Origin of the sequence: Acidovorax sp. A1169 (assembly GCF_030704685.1) — a bacterium.
Lineage (GTDB): Bacteria > Pseudomonadota > Gammaproteobacteria > Burkholderiales > Burkholderiaceae_C > Acidovorax.
Map to the genome: position 1 here is coordinate 42118 of NZ_JAUZDX010000015.1, position 16587 is coordinate 58704.

General features: G+C 67.7%; 13 protein-coding genes. 5 read left to right on the forward strand and 8 right to left on the reverse strand.

Features of this window, described 5'->3' with window-relative positions:
- Positions 1-248 precede the first annotated feature (248 nt).
- From QYL93_RS21855 to QYL93_RS21865, 3 genes are all read right to left on the reverse strand, one after another.
- The gene (locus QYL93_RS21855; protein WP_305745631.1) at positions 249-3629 is read right to left on the reverse strand and encodes an EAL domain-containing protein; all 3381 of its coding nucleotides are present in this window, start codon (positions 3627-3629) and stop codon (positions 249-251) included.
- A gap of 135 nt (positions 3630-3764) precedes the next feature.
- Complete coding sequence (locus QYL93_RS21860) at positions 3765-5297, reverse strand: HAMP domain-containing sensor histidine kinase (protein WP_305745632.1); 1533 nt, start codon at positions 5295-5297, stop codon at positions 3765-3767.
- A complete protein-coding gene (locus QYL93_RS21865) occupies positions 5294-6019 on the reverse strand; it encodes a response regulator transcription factor (protein WP_370877020.1) in 726 nt (241 codons plus the stop codon). Before QYL93_RS21865 ends, QYL93_RS21860 begins: the two co-directional genes overlap by 4 nt.
- Before the next feature lie 143 nt (positions 6020-6162).
- Between QYL93_RS21865 and msrB the strand changes: the two genes are divergently transcribed.
- The 4 genes from msrB (at position 6163) to QYL93_RS21885 (ending at position 10490) form a co-directional block, all read left to right on the forward strand.
- Positions 6163-6666 (forward strand): peptide-methionine (R)-S-oxide reductase MsrB, encoded by a 504-nt coding sequence (msrB, locus tag QYL93_RS21870; protein WP_305745633.1) that lies wholly within the window; start codon positions 6163-6165, stop codon positions 6664-6666.
- Between the two features lie 11 nt (positions 6667-6677).
- The gene (locus QYL93_RS21875) at positions 6678-8507 is read left to right on the forward strand and encodes a cytochrome c biogenesis protein DipZ (RefSeq protein ID WP_305745634.1); all 1830 of its coding nucleotides are present in this window, start codon (positions 6678-6680) and stop codon (positions 8505-8507) included.
- 59 nt (positions 8508-8566) lie between these two features.
- Complete coding sequence (msrA, locus tag QYL93_RS21880; protein WP_305745635.1) at positions 8567-9304, forward strand: peptide-methionine (S)-S-oxide reductase MsrA; 738 nt, start codon at positions 8567-8569, stop codon at positions 9302-9304.
- Positions 9305-9509: 205 nt separating this feature from the next.
- Positions 9510-10490, forward strand: a complete 981-nt coding sequence (locus QYL93_RS21885; RefSeq protein ID WP_305745636.1) for a tripartite tricarboxylate transporter substrate binding protein — start codon at positions 9510-9512, stop codon at positions 10488-10490.
- An 8-nt stretch (positions 10491-10498) separates the two neighbouring features.
- Here the strand turns inward: QYL93_RS21885 and QYL93_RS21890 are convergent, their stop codons facing one another.
- Both QYL93_RS21890 and QYL93_RS21895 read right to left on the reverse strand, forming a co-directional pair.
- A complete protein-coding gene (locus QYL93_RS21890) occupies positions 10499-11530 on the reverse strand; it encodes an SDR family oxidoreductase (RefSeq protein WP_305745637.1) in 1032 nt (343 codons plus the stop codon).
- 12 nt (positions 11531-11542) lie between these two features.
- Positions 11543-11758, reverse strand: a complete 216-nt coding sequence (locus QYL93_RS21895; RefSeq protein WP_305745638.1) for a hypothetical protein — start codon at positions 11756-11758, stop codon at positions 11543-11545.
- A 507-nt stretch (positions 11759-12265) separates the two neighbouring features.
- Between QYL93_RS21895 and QYL93_RS21905 the strand changes: the two genes are divergently transcribed.
- A complete protein-coding gene (locus tag QYL93_RS21905; RefSeq protein ID WP_305745737.1) occupies positions 12266-12676 on the forward strand; it encodes a transcriptional repressor in 411 nt (136 codons plus the stop codon).
- 6 nt (positions 12677-12682) lie between these two features.
- On the opposite strand, the gene QYL93_RS21910 is transcribed toward QYL93_RS21905, so the two are convergent.
- Genes QYL93_RS21910 through QYL93_RS21920 form a run of 3 tightly spaced genes read right to left on the reverse strand, consistent with a single transcriptional unit; the run spans position 12683 to position 16573 of the window.
- The gene (locus QYL93_RS21910) at positions 12683-13867 is read right to left on the reverse strand and encodes a lipid-transfer protein (protein WP_305745639.1); all 1185 of its coding nucleotides are present in this window, start codon (positions 13865-13867) and stop codon (positions 12683-12685) included.
- An 11-nt stretch (positions 13868-13878) separates the two neighbouring features.
- Positions 13879-15423, reverse strand: a complete 1545-nt coding sequence (locus QYL93_RS21915; protein WP_305745640.1) for an AMP-binding protein — start codon at positions 15421-15423, stop codon at positions 13879-13881.
- A 13-nt stretch (positions 15424-15436) separates the two neighbouring features.
- Positions 15437-16573, reverse strand: coding sequence for a DUF5938 domain-containing protein (locus QYL93_RS21920; protein ID WP_305745641.1), 1137 nt, complete (start codon positions 16571-16573; stop codon positions 15437-15439).
- Positions 16574-16587: the final 14 nt, after the last annotated feature.

A 16587-nucleotide genomic window follows, 5' to 3' on the forward strand; every position in this document is an offset into this window, starting at 1 on the left:
GGCGCGCCTGCGAGGGAATTCGCAGACCCGCCACTGGCACCTATCCGGTTCACGGGGGCGTATGCCCTGCCGTGGCCGTGGTTCCATGCTATTTTTGGAGGGGGTCGATGGCGATTCTTGTGCGCCGCAACATGGTGTAGGACACAGGCTACTGATCGATCGGTGGTCCGGGAGCCTGCGCGGATCTGTGCCTGATGTAGCACGGCAAGGCGGACCAACGAAGTTAGACGGTTGAAGGCAAATCCGTATCAGATCACGAACATGCTCTCCGGTGCACGGACCACGGGCGCGACGAAGCCCGCGACCCAGCCCGGCAGATCCTGCGACGGCATGGGCCGTGCCAGAAAATAGCCCTGTCCGATGTCGCAGCCCAGGGCGGCCAGCTGATCCCAATGCGCCTGGGTTTCGATGCCTTCGGCCACCACCTTGCGGCCCAGGTCGTGGGCCAGGTCGATGGTGGAGCGCACGATCACGGCCGACGCCTTGCTCACCGACATGTTGTATACGAAGGACTGGTCGATCTTGATGTACTCCACGGGCAGCTGCTGCAGGTAGCTGAGCGACGAGTAACCGGTGCCGAAGTCGTCGATGTACAGCGCAATGCCCAGGTCGCGCAGCGCCTGCAGCACGCGCAAGGCACGCTCGGGCTCCTCCATGACGGTGGTTTCCGTGATCTCCAGCTCCAGCAGCCCCGGCGCCACGGGCCAGGCGGTCTGCAGCTGGCGGATGGTTTGCAGCAGGGCGTCGTCGCGCAGGTTGCGCGCGGACAGGTTCACGGCGATCGGCAGCTCGGCCCCCTTGGCAGCCCAGCCGTGGTTGAGCCGCAAGGCGGCCTCGATCACCCACTCGGTCAGCGGCTTGATCAGCCCCGTGTGTTCGGCCAGGCCGATGAAGTCGCCCGGCATGAGCATGCCGCGCTCTGCATGCCGCCAGCGCACCAGGCCCTCGGCCCCGCACACCCGGCCTGCGGCCATGTCGATCTTGGGCTGAAGGTACAGCGACAGGTCACCGTTCTCGATGGCTCGCCTGAGCTTACCTGCCATTTGCAGGTGGTGCGCCTGGTTGCGGTGGTGGCTCTGCGCCGGGTCGAACACCACATGCCCGAGCCCGGCCTTCTTGGCCTGGCGCACCGCAGTGTCCATGTGGCGGTACAGGTCGTGCGGGGTCTCGCCGTGCCCGGGGAACAGGGCCACCCCGGCGGTCACGGAGACTTCCATCGAGATGTCGGCAATCGGAAACGGCTGGGCCAGCACGGCGTCCACGGTGCGTACCATGCCCACTGCGGCCTGCGCATCGCACTGCGGCAGCAGGATGGCAAACTCGTCGCCGCGCAGCCGTCCCACCGTGGCAGAAGCGGGAACGGCCTGGACGAGGCGGGCCCCGACCTCCTTGAGGATCTGGTCTCCGTAGCAGAAACCCAGGGCATCGTTGATCTCGCTGAGCCGCTCCACATTGGCCTGCAGCACCGCAAACGACTGGCCAGCGTCGATGGCGGACACCAGGGTCTCGGTGAACTGCGCCTCGTTGGGCAGCCCGGTGAGGGTGTCGTAGCGGCGCATCTGCTGCATGGCCTCCTGGACCCGGGCCTGCTCGCTGCGGTGGCGCAGCGTCGCCATGCCGAAGGCCAGGTCATCGGCCGACTCGACGAGGAAGGTGATCTCGTCGGGCTCGAAGATCTTCGGCCGATTGCTGTAGATGGCCAGGGCGCCGATCACCGCGCCGTCCACCCGCAGCGGGCACGCCAGCACCGAGGCCGCAGCGGGCATGCCGGCCAGCCAGGCGGGGCCATCGGGGCCGGGCGGCTCGCCTCCCCGGCCCACGCAGGCCAGACCCGAGCGCACGGCATCACCCAGCACGCCCTGGCCTGTATCGCACGCCTCCCAGCGGGTGTTCAAGGCGCGCAGCCAGGGTTGCGCCAGGGCGGCGGTGCTTTCGGCCACAGGCACCAGCGGGTCGGCAGCTCCCTCTGCGGGGCGGCACCACACCACGGCCATGGCGTAGCCGCCCGCCGTGACGATGGCCTCGCACATGCTGGAGAGCAGGCCCTGCTCGTCCACCGCGCGCAGCATGGTGCGGTTGCCAGCACTCAGGGTCTTCAGGGCCCGGGTGGTGTGCTCCAGCCGCAGCACATGGTCTTCCAGGGCGGTATTGAGCGCCAGCACCTTCTCCTCGGCGTGCTTGCGCACCGTGATGTCGGAACCGAGCACGTAGTAGCCCAGCACCTGCCCGCTGTCATCGCACTTGGGTATGCAGTCGATGGCCTGCCACATGCCGGGAAACGGCTGCCAGTCGTAGCTCTGGCGCTCGCCTTGCAGCACCCGCTCGATCATCGGGGCGGCCTGGGCATAGCGTTCCTCGCCGAGAATCTCGCGCACCGTGTGCCCTGGCACGTCGTCGCGGTCCGGGGCATAGAGCGCCTTGTGCTGTGCGTTGACATACACGTAGCGCTGCTCGGCATTGACGTAGGCCAGCACGGCCGGCACGTTGTTGATCACGCTGAACAGGTGGTCTTCACTGGCATGCAGCTGCGCCGTGCGCTCCTGTACCCGCTGCTCCAGCAGCGCGTTGTGCTGCACGATCGTGCGCTGGGCCTGGCGTGCCAGGGTTTCATCGCGGAACACCAGGACGACGCCCACCACCGCGCCGGCGCTGGAGCGTATGGGGGCGGCGCTGTCGGCAATCGGGCACTCGCGCCCATCGCGCGCGATCAGCGTGGTGTGGTTGGCCAGCTCATGCACCACGCCGGTGGCCAGCACCTGGGCCACGGGCACCACCGCAGGCTCGCGGGTGATCTCGTTGACGATGCGGAACACCACGTCGATGGGCAGGCCGCGCGCCATCTCGAAAGTCCAGCCGGTCAACTGCTCGGCCACCGGGTTCATCCGGGTGATGCGGCCTTCGGTGTCGGTGGCCAGCACGGCATCGCCAATGGAGTGCATGGTGGTGGCCAGGCTTTCCTCGCTGTCCTCCAGGGCGCGCTGGGTCTGGCGGGTTTCGCCCAGCTGGCGCCTGATCAGCGCATAGGCGCCGCCCAGCAGCCCCACCAGCAACAGCGCCACGATACTGTTGGCCAGCAGCAGCAGGCGGCGGGTGTGCAGCTGCGCTTCGGTGCGCTCGCGCAGCAGAGCGGCCTCTTCGAACTCCAGGCCGCGCAGCAACTCGTGGATGCGGTCGCGTGTCTTTTGCAGGGGGGCCGTGGCCACGTAGGCATTGGCGGCCTCGGGCCCTTGTGTCTTGCGCAGCATTTCCACGCGCCGGGAGATGGCCAGCCGCTCGTCCACCATCTGGCGCAGCAGGGTCCAGCGCTCCTGCTGCAGCGGGTTGTCTGCGGTGAGCTGGCGCAGTTGCGACAGCATGGCCTCGCGGGCCTCGGCCGTGGCATCGCGCTCGGCGATGTGCGCGGGGTCTCCGGTGATGCGAAAGCTCTGCGTGCTCAGCTCGATCTGCAGGGTGTTGGCACGGATATGGGCCACGTTGCCCAGCACCTGGTGGGTGTGGGCCACCCAATGGGTCGCCTCCTCCGCGTCATCGGCCAGCTTCCAGCCCATCACCGTGACGCCGGCCACCACCACGGCGGCAGCGATGAACGCCGCCAGAACCTTCGATTCGAAGCTCGAGCGCAGCAGCAATGGGCCTCCCCCTAAACCCTGTTATGTCAGGATGATCCATTCTTACACCCGGTTGGCTGTGTGCGGTAGCAAAAAAGTACATTGCGCAGACCGCAAGCGGTGTTGTCCTACAGGGCCGGCCCTAGGTGAAAACGCTTAACGCGGCAGCGCTGGAGATTCCACATCCCCCTCTTGGATGTGCGGGGGCCTGCCGGTTGCCCCGCCGGCCCAGGGCAAGGTGAAGCGGAATGCCGCCCCCGGCGCCGGCCTCTGCACCAGTGCGATCCGGCTGCCATGCAGCGCCAGGATGCGGTGCGCAATGCGCAGCCCCAGGCCTCCGCCGCGCCGCGATCCGCCCATGGTAAAGGGGCGCTCGAACAGTCCCTCGCGCAGCTCCGGTGCAATGCCGGGACCGGTGTCCTGCACCTGCACGGCCAGGGCATCGGCCTCCTGGGCCAGCACCACGGTCACGGCACCGCCTGGCGGCGTATGGCGCAAGGCGTTGTCCAGCAGGTTCGTCAGCACCCGCTCGACCAGGCCCAGGTCGGCATGCACGGGCGGCAGTTGCGGCGCAATGTCCGCCAGCAGAGCCACCTGGCGCTCCTGGGCCACCAGTTCGAACTTCTGGAACACGTCCTGCACCAGGTCGGCCATGGCAAAGGGCTCGGCTTCAGGCTGCACAAACCCGTATTCGAGCCGCGCCAGCTCGAACAGGCTCTGCGCCAGCGCGCCCACCTTGCGGCTCTGGTCCAGGGCAATGCCCAGGTAGCGCTGGCGCTCGGCCGGCTGCAGCGTGGCGTCCTTGAGCAGCAGCGTCTCCAGGTAGCCGTGCAGCGAGGACAGCGGTGTGCGCAGGTCGTGAGAGACATTGGCGATCAGCTCGCGGCGCTCCTGGTCCTGGCGGCTCAGCACCTGCCATTGCTCGCCGATGCGCGCCACCATCTGGCGGTAGGCAGCGTCGAGCACCGCGATCTCATCACGGCTGTCCGGCGTTGGTGGTGATGGTGGCGCCAGGGCCGGCAGGGGCGGTTGTGCACCGGTCATGTCGAAATGGCGCACGGTCTCGGTAAGGCGGCGCAGCGGCCGCGTGATCAGGGTGAAGGCCACGAGGCCCGCCGCCAGGCACAGCAGCGCCACCATGGCGATGGACCACAGCGCCGTGGTCAGTACCGCATTGGTGGAGCCCTGCGCCGCCACCAGGTCGTGCGCCTCGCCCAGCAGCACCACGTAGATGAAGCCCACGTCGCGCCCATGCACGCGCAGCGGCGCGGCGCTGAATACCTTGCGCGCGTCGGTGCTGCGCGGGTCGTCGGCCAGGATGGGCAGTGGCGCACCATCGATCATTCGGCGCACGGGCGCCAGATCAATGCGGTCGCGGCGCAGCCGGCCCTCGGGTGCAGCGTGGCCGGCAATGCGGCCATCGGGTTCGAGCAGGTAGACCTCCACACTGGGGTTGACCACCATGAGCTGGCTGAACAGCTTGCGCACGGCGTCCGGCATGAGGCCATTGGCATCGGTGAGCTGGGCGTCGCGGGCAATGCTTTCGGCCAGGTCGCGCGAGAGGCCCTGCACCACCTCCAGCTCGTGCATGCGGTTGGAGCGCACCTGCATCCAGGCCGAGGTGCCGCTGCACACCAGCAGCAGCACGGCGAACACCAGCGACAGGCGCTGCGTCACGGTCAACCTCATAGCGCACCCTCGGGGCCGGCAAACTTGTAGCCGCGCCCCCAGATGGTGAGGATGCGCGCGGGCTGGGCCGGGTCGGCCTCGATCTTGGCGCGCAGCCGGTTGATGTGGGTGTTGACCGTGTGCTCATAGCCCTCGTGCTGGTAGCCCCACACGGCGTTGAGCAGGTCCATGCGCGAGAACACCTTGCCCGGCTGGCGCGCAAAGAAGTACAGCAGGTCGAACTCGCGTGGCGTCAGGTCGAGCCGCTGGCCCGCGAGCCGCGCGTCGCGCGCCACGGGGTCCATGGCCAGGCCGTCCACCGACAGGCTGCCCGCCTGCTGGCGCGCGTTCTGCGCCATGGCCTCGGCCCGGCGCAGCAAGGCCCGCACGCGGGCCACGAGTTCGAGCACCGAAAACGGCTTGGGCAGGTAGTCGTCGGCACCGATCTCCAGGCCCAGGATGCGGTGCACCTCACTGGCCCGCGCGCTGATGATGATGATGGGCACGTAGCGCGGCATGGCGCGGGCCCGGCGGCAGATTTCCAGGCCGTCCACCCCCGGCAGCATCAGGTCCAGCACCAGCGCGTCCCAGTCGCCGGCGCGCGTGAGCTGCGCCAGGCCGTCGTCGCCCCGCGCGCAATGCACGACCTGCAGGCCTTCGTCGCGCAGGTGCATGGTCAGCAGTTCGGCGATGTGGGCGTCGTCTTCCACCAGCAGCACGCGTTTGGAGGGAGGTATGGACATGAAAAGGCAGGTAAGCGAGGGATGCCCAGCATTGTGCGCAATCGCAGCCTGCCGAGTTATCACGAATTTTTGAAGTTTGCGTGAGGACTTCGCGATTGAGCCCGGCCTAAGCTCCGGCCAACCCCCTACCGACCGAGGACCCCATGACCACCACCCGCCGCCATCTTCTGTTCACCGGCAGCGCCAGCGCACTGGCCCTGGCCGCCTGGTTCTCGCCGCGCCGCGCCCCTGCAGCTGCCGCCACCAGCGAGGTTTTCGAGGTGACCTTCACCGACGCCCAGTGGCGCGCCAGGCTCACGCCCGCGCAGTACGCCGTGCTGCGCCACGAAAACACCGAGCGCCCCGGCAGCAGCCCGCTCAACAAGGAGAACCGTGCCGGCACCTTCGCCTGCGCCGGCTGTGCCCTGCCGCTGTTTTCTTCCAAGACCAAGTTCGACAGCGGCACCGGCTGGCCCAGCTTCTGGAAGCCTCTGGACAATGCCGTGGCCACCCGCACGGACCGCACCCTGGGCATGGCGCGCACCGAGGCGCATTGCCGCCGCTGCGGCGGCCACCTGGGCCATGTCTTCAACGACGGCCCCCAACCCACGGGCCTGCGCTACTGCATGAATGGCCTGTCGCTCACGTTCGCGGCCGGCGCTGCCTGAGGACCGCCGCCATGCTGCTCCTCCTTTTGGCCTACCTGGGCGGGGTGCTGACCATCGTCAGCCCCTGCATCCTGCCCGTGCTGCCGTTTGTCTTCTCGCGCGCCAGCCAGCCCTTTTTGCGCAGCGGCCTGCCCTTGCTGGCCGGCATGGCGCTGACCTTTGCGACCGTGGCCACGCTGGCCGCCGTGGGCGGCGGCTGGGTGGTGGCCGCCAACCAGTATGGCCGCTGGGCGGCGCTGGTGCTGGTGGCGGTGTTCGGCCTGGCCCTGGTTTGGCCGGGCCTCGCCGACCGCATGGCACGCCCCCTGGTCGCCGCCGGTGACCGCCTGTCGCAGTCAGCCCAGGGCGACGGCAAGCCACGCGTGGGCGCATCGCTGCTATTGGGTGTGGCCACGGGCCTGCTGTGGGCCCCCTGCGCCGGGCCGGTGCTCGGCCTGATCCTGACCGGCGCCGCATTGCAGGGTGCCAGCGTGGGCACCAGCCTGCTGCTGCTGGCCTATGCGGCCGGTGCGGCCACGTCGATGGCGGCGGCCCTGCTGCTCGGCGGCCGGGTGTTTGCCGCGCTCAAGCGCTCGCTGGGCGTGGGCGAATGGGTGCGCCGCGGCCTGGGCGCTGCAATGCTGGCTGGCGTGGCTGCGATTGCACTGGGGCTGGACACGGGCATCCTGGCCCGACTGTCGACGGCATCCACCGGCGGCATCGAGCAGGCCCTGGTGGACCGGCTGGGCAGCGAACCGCAGGGCGGCGCCATGGCCATGAGCGGTGGCCCTTCAATGAGTATGCAGGGCAACGGCGCCATGATGGCTGCCGCCGCCGAAGGGGCCGGCCCTTCCATGATGGCTGCCGGCAACGCTGCGGCCGGGCGCTTGCCGGACCAGGGCGAGGTGCCCTCGCTCGACGGTGCCGTGCAGTGGCTCAACTCCCCCGCACTCACCACGGCCGGGCTGCGCGGCAAGGTGGTGCTGGTGGACTTCTGGACCTACTCGTGCATCAACTGCCTGCGCGCCATGCCCTATGTGAAGGCCTGGGCCGAGAAGTACAAGGACCAGGGCCTGGTGGTGGTGGGTGTGCATGCGCCCGAGTTCGCCTTCGAGCGCGACGCCGCCAACGTGGCCAAGGCCGTGCGCGACCTCGGCATCACCTACCCCGTGGCCATCGACAACAACTACGCCATCTGGCGCGCCTTCCAGAACCGCTACTGGCCCGCGCACTACCTGATCGACGCCCAGGGCCGCATGCGCTACCACCACTTCGGCGAGGGCAAGTACGCTGAGTCGGAGCGCGCCATCCAGCAACTGCTGCGCGAGGCCGGCACTGCCGCAACACCGGTGCAGGACGGCCTGGCCCAGGTGGCTGCCCAGGGCGTGCACCAGCCCGCCGACCTGGGGACGGTGCGCTCGCACGAAACCTACCTGGGCTATGAGCGGGCCGAGCACTTCGCCTCGGCCGAGCCTGCCGTGCGCGACCGGGCGGCCACCTACACCGCCCCCGCCCGCCCGGCGCTCAATGCCTGGGGCCTGGCCGGCCAGTGGACGGTGGGCGCCGAGCGTGCCACCTTGGCCGCTGGCAACGGCCGCATCGTCTACCGCTTCCAGGAGCGCGACCTGCACCTGGTGCTGGGGCCGGGCACCGGCGGCAAGCCCGTGCGCTTCAAGGTTACGGTCGATGGCCAGGCCCCTGGCGAGGCGCGTGGCATCGACGTGGCCGCCGACGGCACGGGCACGGTGACCGACCAGCGCCTGTACCAGCTGGTGCGCCAGGGCGGCGAGGTGCGCGAACGCACCTTCAGCATCGAGTTCCTGGATGCCCCTGTCGACGCCTACGCCTTTACCTTCGGGTGAGCACATTTCCGGCGAACCCGCATCACACTCCCACCACCTTCCAGAAAGGCGCTCTCACCATGAAAACGACTCCTTCCACGGCATCTACCCCCAGCCGGCGCGGCCTGCTGCAGCTCCTGGCCGGTGGCGCCACGCTGGCCGGCGGCGCCCTGCTGTTCCAGAACCTGGCCCACTCCGCCGAAGAGGCCGTGGTGATCCCGCCTGCCGCGCAGGATGTTCCCGCTGGCAGTGCCAAAGTGGAAAAGGCCATCTTTGCCGGCGGCTGCTTCTGGGGCGTGCAGGGCGTGTTCCAGCATGTCCAGGGGGTGCAGAAAGCCGTGTCGGGCTACAGCGGCGGCTCGGCCGCCACGGCCACCTACAGCCTGGTGAGCAGCGGGCGCACGGCGCACGCCGAATCGGTGGAGATCAGCTACGACCCCGCCCAGGTGAGCTACGGCGCGCTGCTGCAGATCTTCTTTTCGGTGGTGCACGACCCGACCCAGCTCAACCGCCAGGGGCCGGATTCGGGCACGCAGTACCGCTCGGCCATCTTCGCCGCCAGCCCTGAACAGGAGAAGGTGGCGCGCGCCTACATCGCCCAGCTCGATGCGCTCAAGGTGTTCAAGAAGCCCATCGCCACGCGCGTGGAAAGCGGCCCGAGCTTCTTTGCGGCCGAGGCCTACCACCAGGATTTTCTGACCGAGAACCCGCGCCATCCCTACATCGTGGTCAACGACCTGCCCAAGGTGGCGCACCTCAAACGATTGTTTGCTACTCGCTACCGCTCCGAGCCAGCGCTGGTCAAGCGCGCAGCTTAGTCGCGCCGCATCGCCTTTCTGCCCTGCTGTGCCGGAGCAGGCTGGGCTGAGACAGACGCTGCGCGCCCGTTCGGCGGGTCGCTGAACGCTTGCGGACAGCGGCCCGAAAACGATCTATTCGGCACTGACCGGTGCCGAAGCGGCACCTCGCTCGCTCGCATCGAATGTAACCATGGGTAACCCAATCCACCCACAGGGATACCCCATGGACACGATGATTTTGAAGAAGGTCCGGACCGTTGTTTCAGTGCATGTGCTGGCCCTGTCCAGCATGGTGGCCTGGGCGCAGGACTATCCGTGGAAAACTGTCACCCTGGTTGTCGGCTACCCCGCCGGCGGCAGTGTGGACCTTGTAGCACGGGCCATCGCGCCCGGTTTGGCGCGCCGCCTGGGCCAGTCGGTGAAGGTGGCGAACATTCCCGGCACCAGCGGGGCGCTGGCCGCGGCGCGGGTGGCTCTGGCCGAAGCAGACGGGCACACACTGCTGCTGGGCTCGCCCGCAGAGGTGGGCATCAACCACCTGGTGAGCCGCCGGCGCGACGGCTACAACCCGCTCAAGGATTCCACGCCCATCGGTCTCATCGGCAGCCAGCCCCTGGTGCTGGTGGCCGGCCGGAAGACGCCTGTGGCCAGCATCGACGAATTCCTGCGCGCCACCGCCGAGGCGCCTGCGCCCATGCGCTATGCCTCGTCGGGCATGGGCACGCCGCTGCACCTTGCGGGGGAGACCATTCGCCAGCAATCAGGGGTGCGCATGGCGCACGTGCCTTCACGCGGCGCCGGTGCCATGCTCGCGAACCTGGACAGTGGTGACGTGGACTTTGCGGTGATGGTGCTGTCCAGCGCCCTGCCCCATATCAAGGACGGCAAGGTCAAGGCCATTGGCGTGACGAAGCTGGAGCGCTCTGCGGTGGCGCCCCAGATCCCGGCCCTGGCAGAGAATGCGCGGTTCAAGGCGGTCGATGCAGGTGTCTGGTTCGGCCTGCTGGGCCCCGGCAAGCTGCCGCCCGCCACGACCATCCGGTTGCGCGAGGACCTGCAGCTGCTGCTCAAGGAGCCCGAACTGCGCAATACGCTCGAAGCCGCTGGCCTGACCATGATGGAAGGCACGGATTTCGTGCCCTTCCTGCAGTCGGAAATCCAGAAGTTCAGCCGGGTGGTGGAGTTCGCGAACATCCGCAACTGAGCGAAGCCTTAGCCCCCGTCGCCTGCATTGCCGGTGATCGGCAAAACGATGCCGGTAATGTAGCTCGAACAGCACGGCGCGGCCAGGAACACATAGGCCGGCGAAATCTCCTCGGGCTGCGCGGGCCGCCCCATCTGCGTGCTGGCACCGAACTGGGCGATGTCCTCGGGCGTCTTGTCGGCCGGGTTCAGCGGCGTCCATACCGGGCCGGGGGCCACGGCGTTCACGCGGATGCCCTTGTCCGCCAGGTTGTGCGCCAGGGCCTTGGTGAAGGCATGGATGGCGCCCTTGGTGGCCGAATAGTCGAGCAGCTCCTTGCTGCCTCGCAGGCCTGTGACGGAACCGGTGTTGACGATGGCATCGCCCCGGTTGAGGTGCGGCAGCGCCGCCTTGGCCATGTGGAAGTAGCCGTAGATGTTGGTTTTGAAGGTCTCGTCGAAACGCTCTTCGGTCAGGTCTTCGAGCGAGCTGGCATGCTCCTGGAAGGCCGCATTGTTCACCAGCAGGTTGAGCTTGCCAAAGGCCTTGACGGTCTTGACAACGGCACCTTTGCAAAAGCGCGCGCTTTTCACGTCGCCGGAGATCGCGATGCAGTGCCGGCCTTCCGCCTGCACCAGTTCGATCGTGCGCTTCGCATCTTCATGCTCGTTGAGGTAGACGATGGCCACATCGGCACCTTCGCGCGCGAACAGCACGGCCACGGCTCTACCGATGCCGGAGTCGCCGCCGGTGATGAGGGCAGACATGCCTTCGAGCTTGCCACTGCCCTTGTAGTGCGGGGCCTCGAAGCGCGGCGGCAGCGACATGCGCGCCTCGATGCCGGGCTTGGCCAGCGCCTGGTTGGGCAAAGGAGCGCCCGGCTCGGCGCGACCCGGGCCCGGAGCAACGCCCATTTTTTTCGGTTGAGCCAGCTTTTTGCTTGCAGATGCCTTCTTTTTGGAGGCGTCCTTGGCATCCTGCTCGGCCTGGATGCGTTTTTGCTTCTTGGCGGTCTGCGCTGCGGCGGCGCTCTCGCGAGGGGATGCGGTGGATTTCTTCATGGCACGGCCCCTTTACTTGAGCCACTTGCGCTGCGGCCTGGGCTGTACGGTGACATCCACGGTCTTGTGCACGCCAGGTTTGCCGGTGGCGGGGTCGGTTTCTACAACGTCTTCGAGGTCGATGTCCTGCACTTCCGAGTTGGTCTCCTCCTCTAGGTCTTCCAGGATGTTGTCGATCTTGCGTTCGGCCTTGTCGACTTCGGCTTGGGGGATGGGGGTGATGCGCATGGCTGCTGCTCCTAGGGGAATGCACCATTCTTGCCACCCCACCGCCGCCCGCCTGTCATCCATTGCCGACGATGGGCCGTCTTTCTATGCCGACACCAACGCTTCAGAAATCGAATTTGGCCGACAACTCGCAATGGATCTCGCCGGGGCGGATGCACGGGTCGAGTGGGTGCAGGGCGATCTGTTCACCGTAGCGTTTGGTCAGGCCAATGGCTTGGAGCACGGGGTTTCCTTCCATCTGAGATGGCGGTCAGGGGGAAACGGGCTTGGGCAACACCGCAGGGGTCAGGACGCTTAAAGCGGGATGAGCAGGCACTGGAAGACCCGGTCATTTCGACATTCATAAATGATAATGCGTTGTCATTAGCAATTGTGACCGGACGAAGAAAATGCTGCTACCTTGTATGCAGGGAGTTGCCGCTCGTGGCACAGGCGCGCGCCTGAGCTTTCACTGATAATTGGTTATCAACAACAAGCCCTGCGGCACCGGCCCCACCCCATGGAACGATCCACCCGCGTGCCGCCATCCTGGCGGCCATTGCAGATGCCCAACGCCCCCTCACGCCCCAGGAGGTGCTGGACAGCGCACGCGAAACCGTGCAGGGCCTGGGCATGGCCACGGTCTACCGCAACATCAAGGCGCTGCTGGAGGATGGATCGCTGCAGGCCGTGCAACTGCCAGGCGAAAGCCCGAGGTATGAAGCCGCCGAGCACGAGCATGGGCACCACCACCACTTCCAGTGCACGGTGTGCTCGCGCGTGTTCGACGTGCACGATTGCCCCGGCGACCTGCGCGACCTGGCGCCCAAGGGCTTCACCGTGGAGCGGCACGAACTGACCTTGTACGGCCGCTGCGCCGATTGCGCAAAGGCAGCAGCCGCCCCGAAGCCCCGGGGCAAGGCCGCCGCTACGGCCTGAACTGCCTCAGGCGGACTGGTAGAGCGTGACCACGCAGGCCCCGCCCAGGCCCAGGTTGTGCTGCAGTGCGGTGCGGGCGCCGGGCACCTGGCGGTCCTCGGCCGTGCCGCGCAGCTGGTGCGCGAGTTCGTAGCACTGCGCCAGTCCGGTGGCGCCCAGCGGGTGCCCCTTGGAGAGCAGGCCTCCCGATGGATTGGTGACCACCTTGCCGCCATAAGTGTTGTCACCCGCGTCGATGAAGGCGGCCGCGCCACCCGGTGGGCACAGGCCCAGGGCCTCGTAGCTGATGAGTTCGTTCTGCGCAAAGCAGTCGTGCAGTTCCACCACGTCCAGGTCCTCGGGGCCGATGCCGGCCTGCTCATACACCTTGTGCGCTGCCGCTGCCGTCATGCGGTAGCCCACCAGGTTCATCATGTCGTGGCTCTCAAACGCATCGGGCCGGTCCGTGGTCATGGCCTGCGCGGCAATGAACACGTCAGTGCGCAGGCCGTGGCGCCGGGCGAAGGATTCGGACACCAACACGGCAGCCGCCGCGCCGCAGGTCGGCGGGCAGGCCATGAGCCGGGTGAGCACGCCGGGCCAGAGCATGGGCGCGTTCATCACGTCCTGCACCGACAGCTCCTTGCGCAGCAGGGCCAGCGGGTTGCGCGCGGCGTGGCGGCTGGCCTTGGCGCGCACCTGGGCGAAGGATTCGAGCGGTGTGCCGTACTTTTGCATATGGCTCTGGCCCGCACCGCCAAAGTAGCGCAGCGCCAGGGGCAACTCGGGCATGCCGACCAGCTCGGCAGCCTCGCGGTCGAAGTCCTCGAAGGGGCTGGGCCGGTCATTGAACATGGTGCCAATGGCGCCCGGGCTCATCTGCTCGAAGCCCAATGCCAGCACGCAGTCGGCCGCTCCGCTTTCAATGGCCTGGCGCGCCAGGAACAGCGCGGTGGAGCCGGTCGAGCAGTTGTTGTTGACGTTGAAGACCGGTATGCCCGTCATGCCCAGGCCATAGACGGCCTTCTGGCCGCTGGTGGAATCGCCGTAGACGTAGCCGACATAGGCCTGCTCGATGGCGCCGTAGGCGATGCCCGCGTCTTCCAGCGCAAGCCGACCGGCCCGGCCCGCCATCACGGGATAGGACTCATTGGCGCCCGGTTTGACGAACGGGATCATGCCCACGCCCGCGATGAATGCCTTGTGTGACATGTTGGCGTTCCTCAGGTTAGCGCTGGCCGCGCCAGCATCGTGGCGCGGATGTCCTTCTTCATCACCTTGCCCACCTTGGAGCGCGGCAAGTCGGGCCAGATCTCCACCAGCTTGGGTGCCTTCACGCTGCCGATGCGCGCCTTGACGAAGGCCGCAATCTCGTCGGGCTGCACGGTGCGGCCGGAGTGCAGTTGCAGCACGGCCACCACCTTCTCGCCCCACTTGTCGTCGGGCAGGCCGATGACGGCACTGTCCTGCACATCGGGGTGCTGCATCAGGGCCTGCTCGACCTCGACCGAATAGACGTTGAAGCCGCCGGTGATGATCATGTCCTTGGCGCGGTCGACGATGTACAGGAAGCCATCGGCATCGACCCTGCCGATGTCGCCCGTATGGTGCCAGCCGCCCTGCCCTGCCTCGGCTGTGGCCTTGGTATCCTTGTAATAGCCCATCATCACCAGCGAGCTGCGCACCACGATCTCGCCGGTTTCGCCGCTTGGCAACAACTGGCCTTCGCTGTCCATGGTGGCCACCTGCACCAGCGGGCCGGGCCGGCCGGCACTGGACAGGCGCTCGCGCGCCACCGATCCGTCGGCGTGAAAGTGCTCGCGCGGCGCCATCATGGAGATCATCATCGGCGCCTCGGTCTGGCCGAAGAGCTGGGCCATCACCGGGCCGATGGCCGTGAGCGCTTCTTCGAGCCGGGCCGCCGAGATCGGTGCCGCGCCATACCAGAAGCATTGCAGCGAATCGAGCTTTGTGCTGGCCAGCTTCTCGTGCTGCAGCAGCATGTAGATCAGCGTGGGCGGCAGGAAGGTGTGCGTCACCCGGTGCCTTTCGATCAATGCGAGGAAGTCGCCCAGGTCGGGCTTGGGCATGATGACCACGCGCCCGCCCAGGGCCATCACCGGCAGGCACAGCACCCCGGCCGCGTGGGTGAGCGGAGCCAGCGCCAGGTAGACCGGCCGGCCCTCGAACGGGTAGCCCATCAGGGTCAGCGCAGACATGGTCTCCAGGTTGCGGCCCGAAAGCATCACGCCCTTGGGCTGGCCCGTGGTGCCGCCGGTGCCGGCGATCATGGCCAGGTCGTCCACGGGGGCGATGGCGATGGGTTCGTTGCCCACGCCCTCCACCCATTGCACCCAGGACGGCGCCCACCCGAATGCCGCATCCAGGCAGACGAACTGGCGCACCTTGGGCAGTTGCGCGCGCATTTGCTCCACCATGGGCGCATAGGCGCTGTGGAAGATGAGGCAGCTGCAGTCGAAGGCGTCGAGCACGAAGCGGTTTTCGGACGCCTCGTTGCGCGGGTTCACCGGGCACCACACGGCGGCGGCGCGCGAGATGCCGAACACACAGGCAAAGGCCAGGGCGACGTTGCTGGAGAGCACCGCCACCTTGTCGCCAGGCGCGATGCCCGAGCGCTGCAGCGCGTGCGCCACGCGGTGGCTGGTGCGCTGCACGTCGCCGTACGAGAGGTCGGCCGTGCCCATGGTCAGGCACGGCGACCTTTCGCCCAGCATGGCCCCCTTGTCGAGGTAGTCGATCAGGCGCATGGGGTGGCCCCGCTCAGCGCTGCACCGTGAGCACGGGCGGCTGCACCAGGCCGAAGCTGCGCAGCGCGCCCAGCAGCTCGTGGTGGCCAAAGGCCTGGCAGCCCGAGGCAAAGCCCACGCGCCGGGGCGCCTGCTGCAAGAGCGATGCCGCAGCAAAGGCCTGCATCAGCCCGGTCTGCTTGTAGTTGCAGTTGCCGTAGATCACGCAGTGCGCCCGCGCCAGCGGCCCCGAGGCATGCACCGAATCCACCGACTTGTTGATGCGCGGGTTCTCGCGCGGCGGCATGGAGCCCATGACGGCGGCGGCCGTCTGCGCCAGGGCGGCGTAGCGGTCGTCGTGGTTCATGCCCTCGGTGGCCTTGAGCGCGGCGGCCACGATCTGCGGCACGCCCAGCATCAGCGGCTTGTTGAACACGCCGCCCAGCACCTTGACGTTGGCCACGCGCGGGTCCTTCTTGAACCACACGGGGTGCGAAGTGCCGCCCCAGGGCAGCGCCAGCGCCGCCTCGTGCTGGCCGGGAATGGCCAGGCTGTACAGCCCGGCGTCGGGCTGCCACTCCACATACTGGTTCTGCTCCAGGTAGTAGGCTTTGGACGTGGCGGCGTTGACCAGGATGGTCTGGGTGGAGGCCACGGTAGGGCTGCCGCCCCAGAACACCGCGATGTCCAGGGTGTCGAGGCCCGGCGTCTCCAGGCACAGTTGCGCCGCGATCTCGCCCGTGGTGTACATCTGCGCCAGGCCCGGCGACAGCAGCAGGCCGGCGGCGGCGAACTGTGCACCGTACTCGGCCTCCAGCGTGATCAGCCAGTCCTGCTCGCCCGTGGTGTCGGTGTAGTGGCATTTCGCGGCCAGGCTGGCCTGCACCACCTCGTGGCCGAATTTGGCGAAGGGCCCCACGGTGTTGAGCACGACCGAGGCGCCCTCGAACAGCGCCGTGAGCGCCTCCAGGGTGTGCGCGACCTCGACCACCTCGTAGCTGGCGGTTTCGATGCCAGGCACGTGCGATTGCATCGCCTCGTCGAGCTTGTCCTTGCTGCGGCCAGCGGCGATGAAGGGGATGTTGTACTCGCGCAGGTACTCGCAGACCAGACGGCCGGTGTAGCCGGAGGCGCCGTAGACCACGACGGGTTTCTTGGTGTTGTTGGCCATGTTGTTGTGTCCTT

What these genes read in the sequence shown, in the direction of transcription:
- QYL93_RS21860 (WP_305745632.1), bottom strand. Translation starts at nt 5,297, where the DNA reads ATGAGGTTGACCGTGACGCAGCGCCTGTCGCTGGTGTTCGCCGTGCTG.
- QYL93_RS21865 (WP_370877020.1), bottom strand. Translation starts at nt 6,019, where the DNA reads ATGTCCATACCTCCCTCCAAACGCGTGCTGCTGGTGGAAGACGACGCC.
- msrB (WP_305745633.1), top strand. Translation starts at nt 6,163, where the DNA reads ATGACCACCACCCGCCGCCATCTTCTGTTCACCGGCAGCGCCAGCGCA.
- QYL93_RS21875 (WP_305745634.1), top strand. Translation starts at nt 6,678, where the DNA reads ATGCTGCTCCTCCTTTTGGCCTACCTGGGCGGGGTGCTGACCATCGTC.
- msrA (WP_305745635.1), top strand. Translation starts at nt 8,567, where the DNA reads ATGAAAACGACTCCTTCCACGGCATCTACCCCCAGCCGGCGCGGCCTG.
- QYL93_RS21885 (WP_305745636.1), top strand. Translation starts at nt 9,510, where the DNA reads ATGGACACGATGATTTTGAAGAAGGTCCGGACCGTTGTTTCAGTGCAT.
- QYL93_RS21890 (WP_305745637.1), bottom strand. Translation starts at nt 11,530, where the DNA reads ATGAAGAAATCCACCGCATCCCCTCGCGAGAGCGCCGCCGCAGCGCAG.
- QYL93_RS21895 (WP_305745638.1), bottom strand. Translation starts at nt 11,758, where the DNA reads ATGCGCATCACCCCCATCCCCCAAGCCGAAGTCGACAAGGCCGAACGC.
- QYL93_RS21910 (WP_305745639.1), bottom strand. Translation starts at nt 13,867, where the DNA reads ATGTCACACAAGGCATTCATCGCGGGCGTGGGCATGATCCCGTTCGTC.
- QYL93_RS21915 (WP_305745640.1), bottom strand. Translation starts at nt 15,423, where the DNA reads ATGCGCCTGATCGACTACCTCGACAAGGGGGCCATGCTGGGCGAAAGG.
- QYL93_RS21920 (WP_305745641.1), bottom strand. Translation starts at nt 16,573, where the DNA reads ATGGCCAACAACACCAAGAAACCCGTCGTGGTCTACGGCGCCTCCGGC.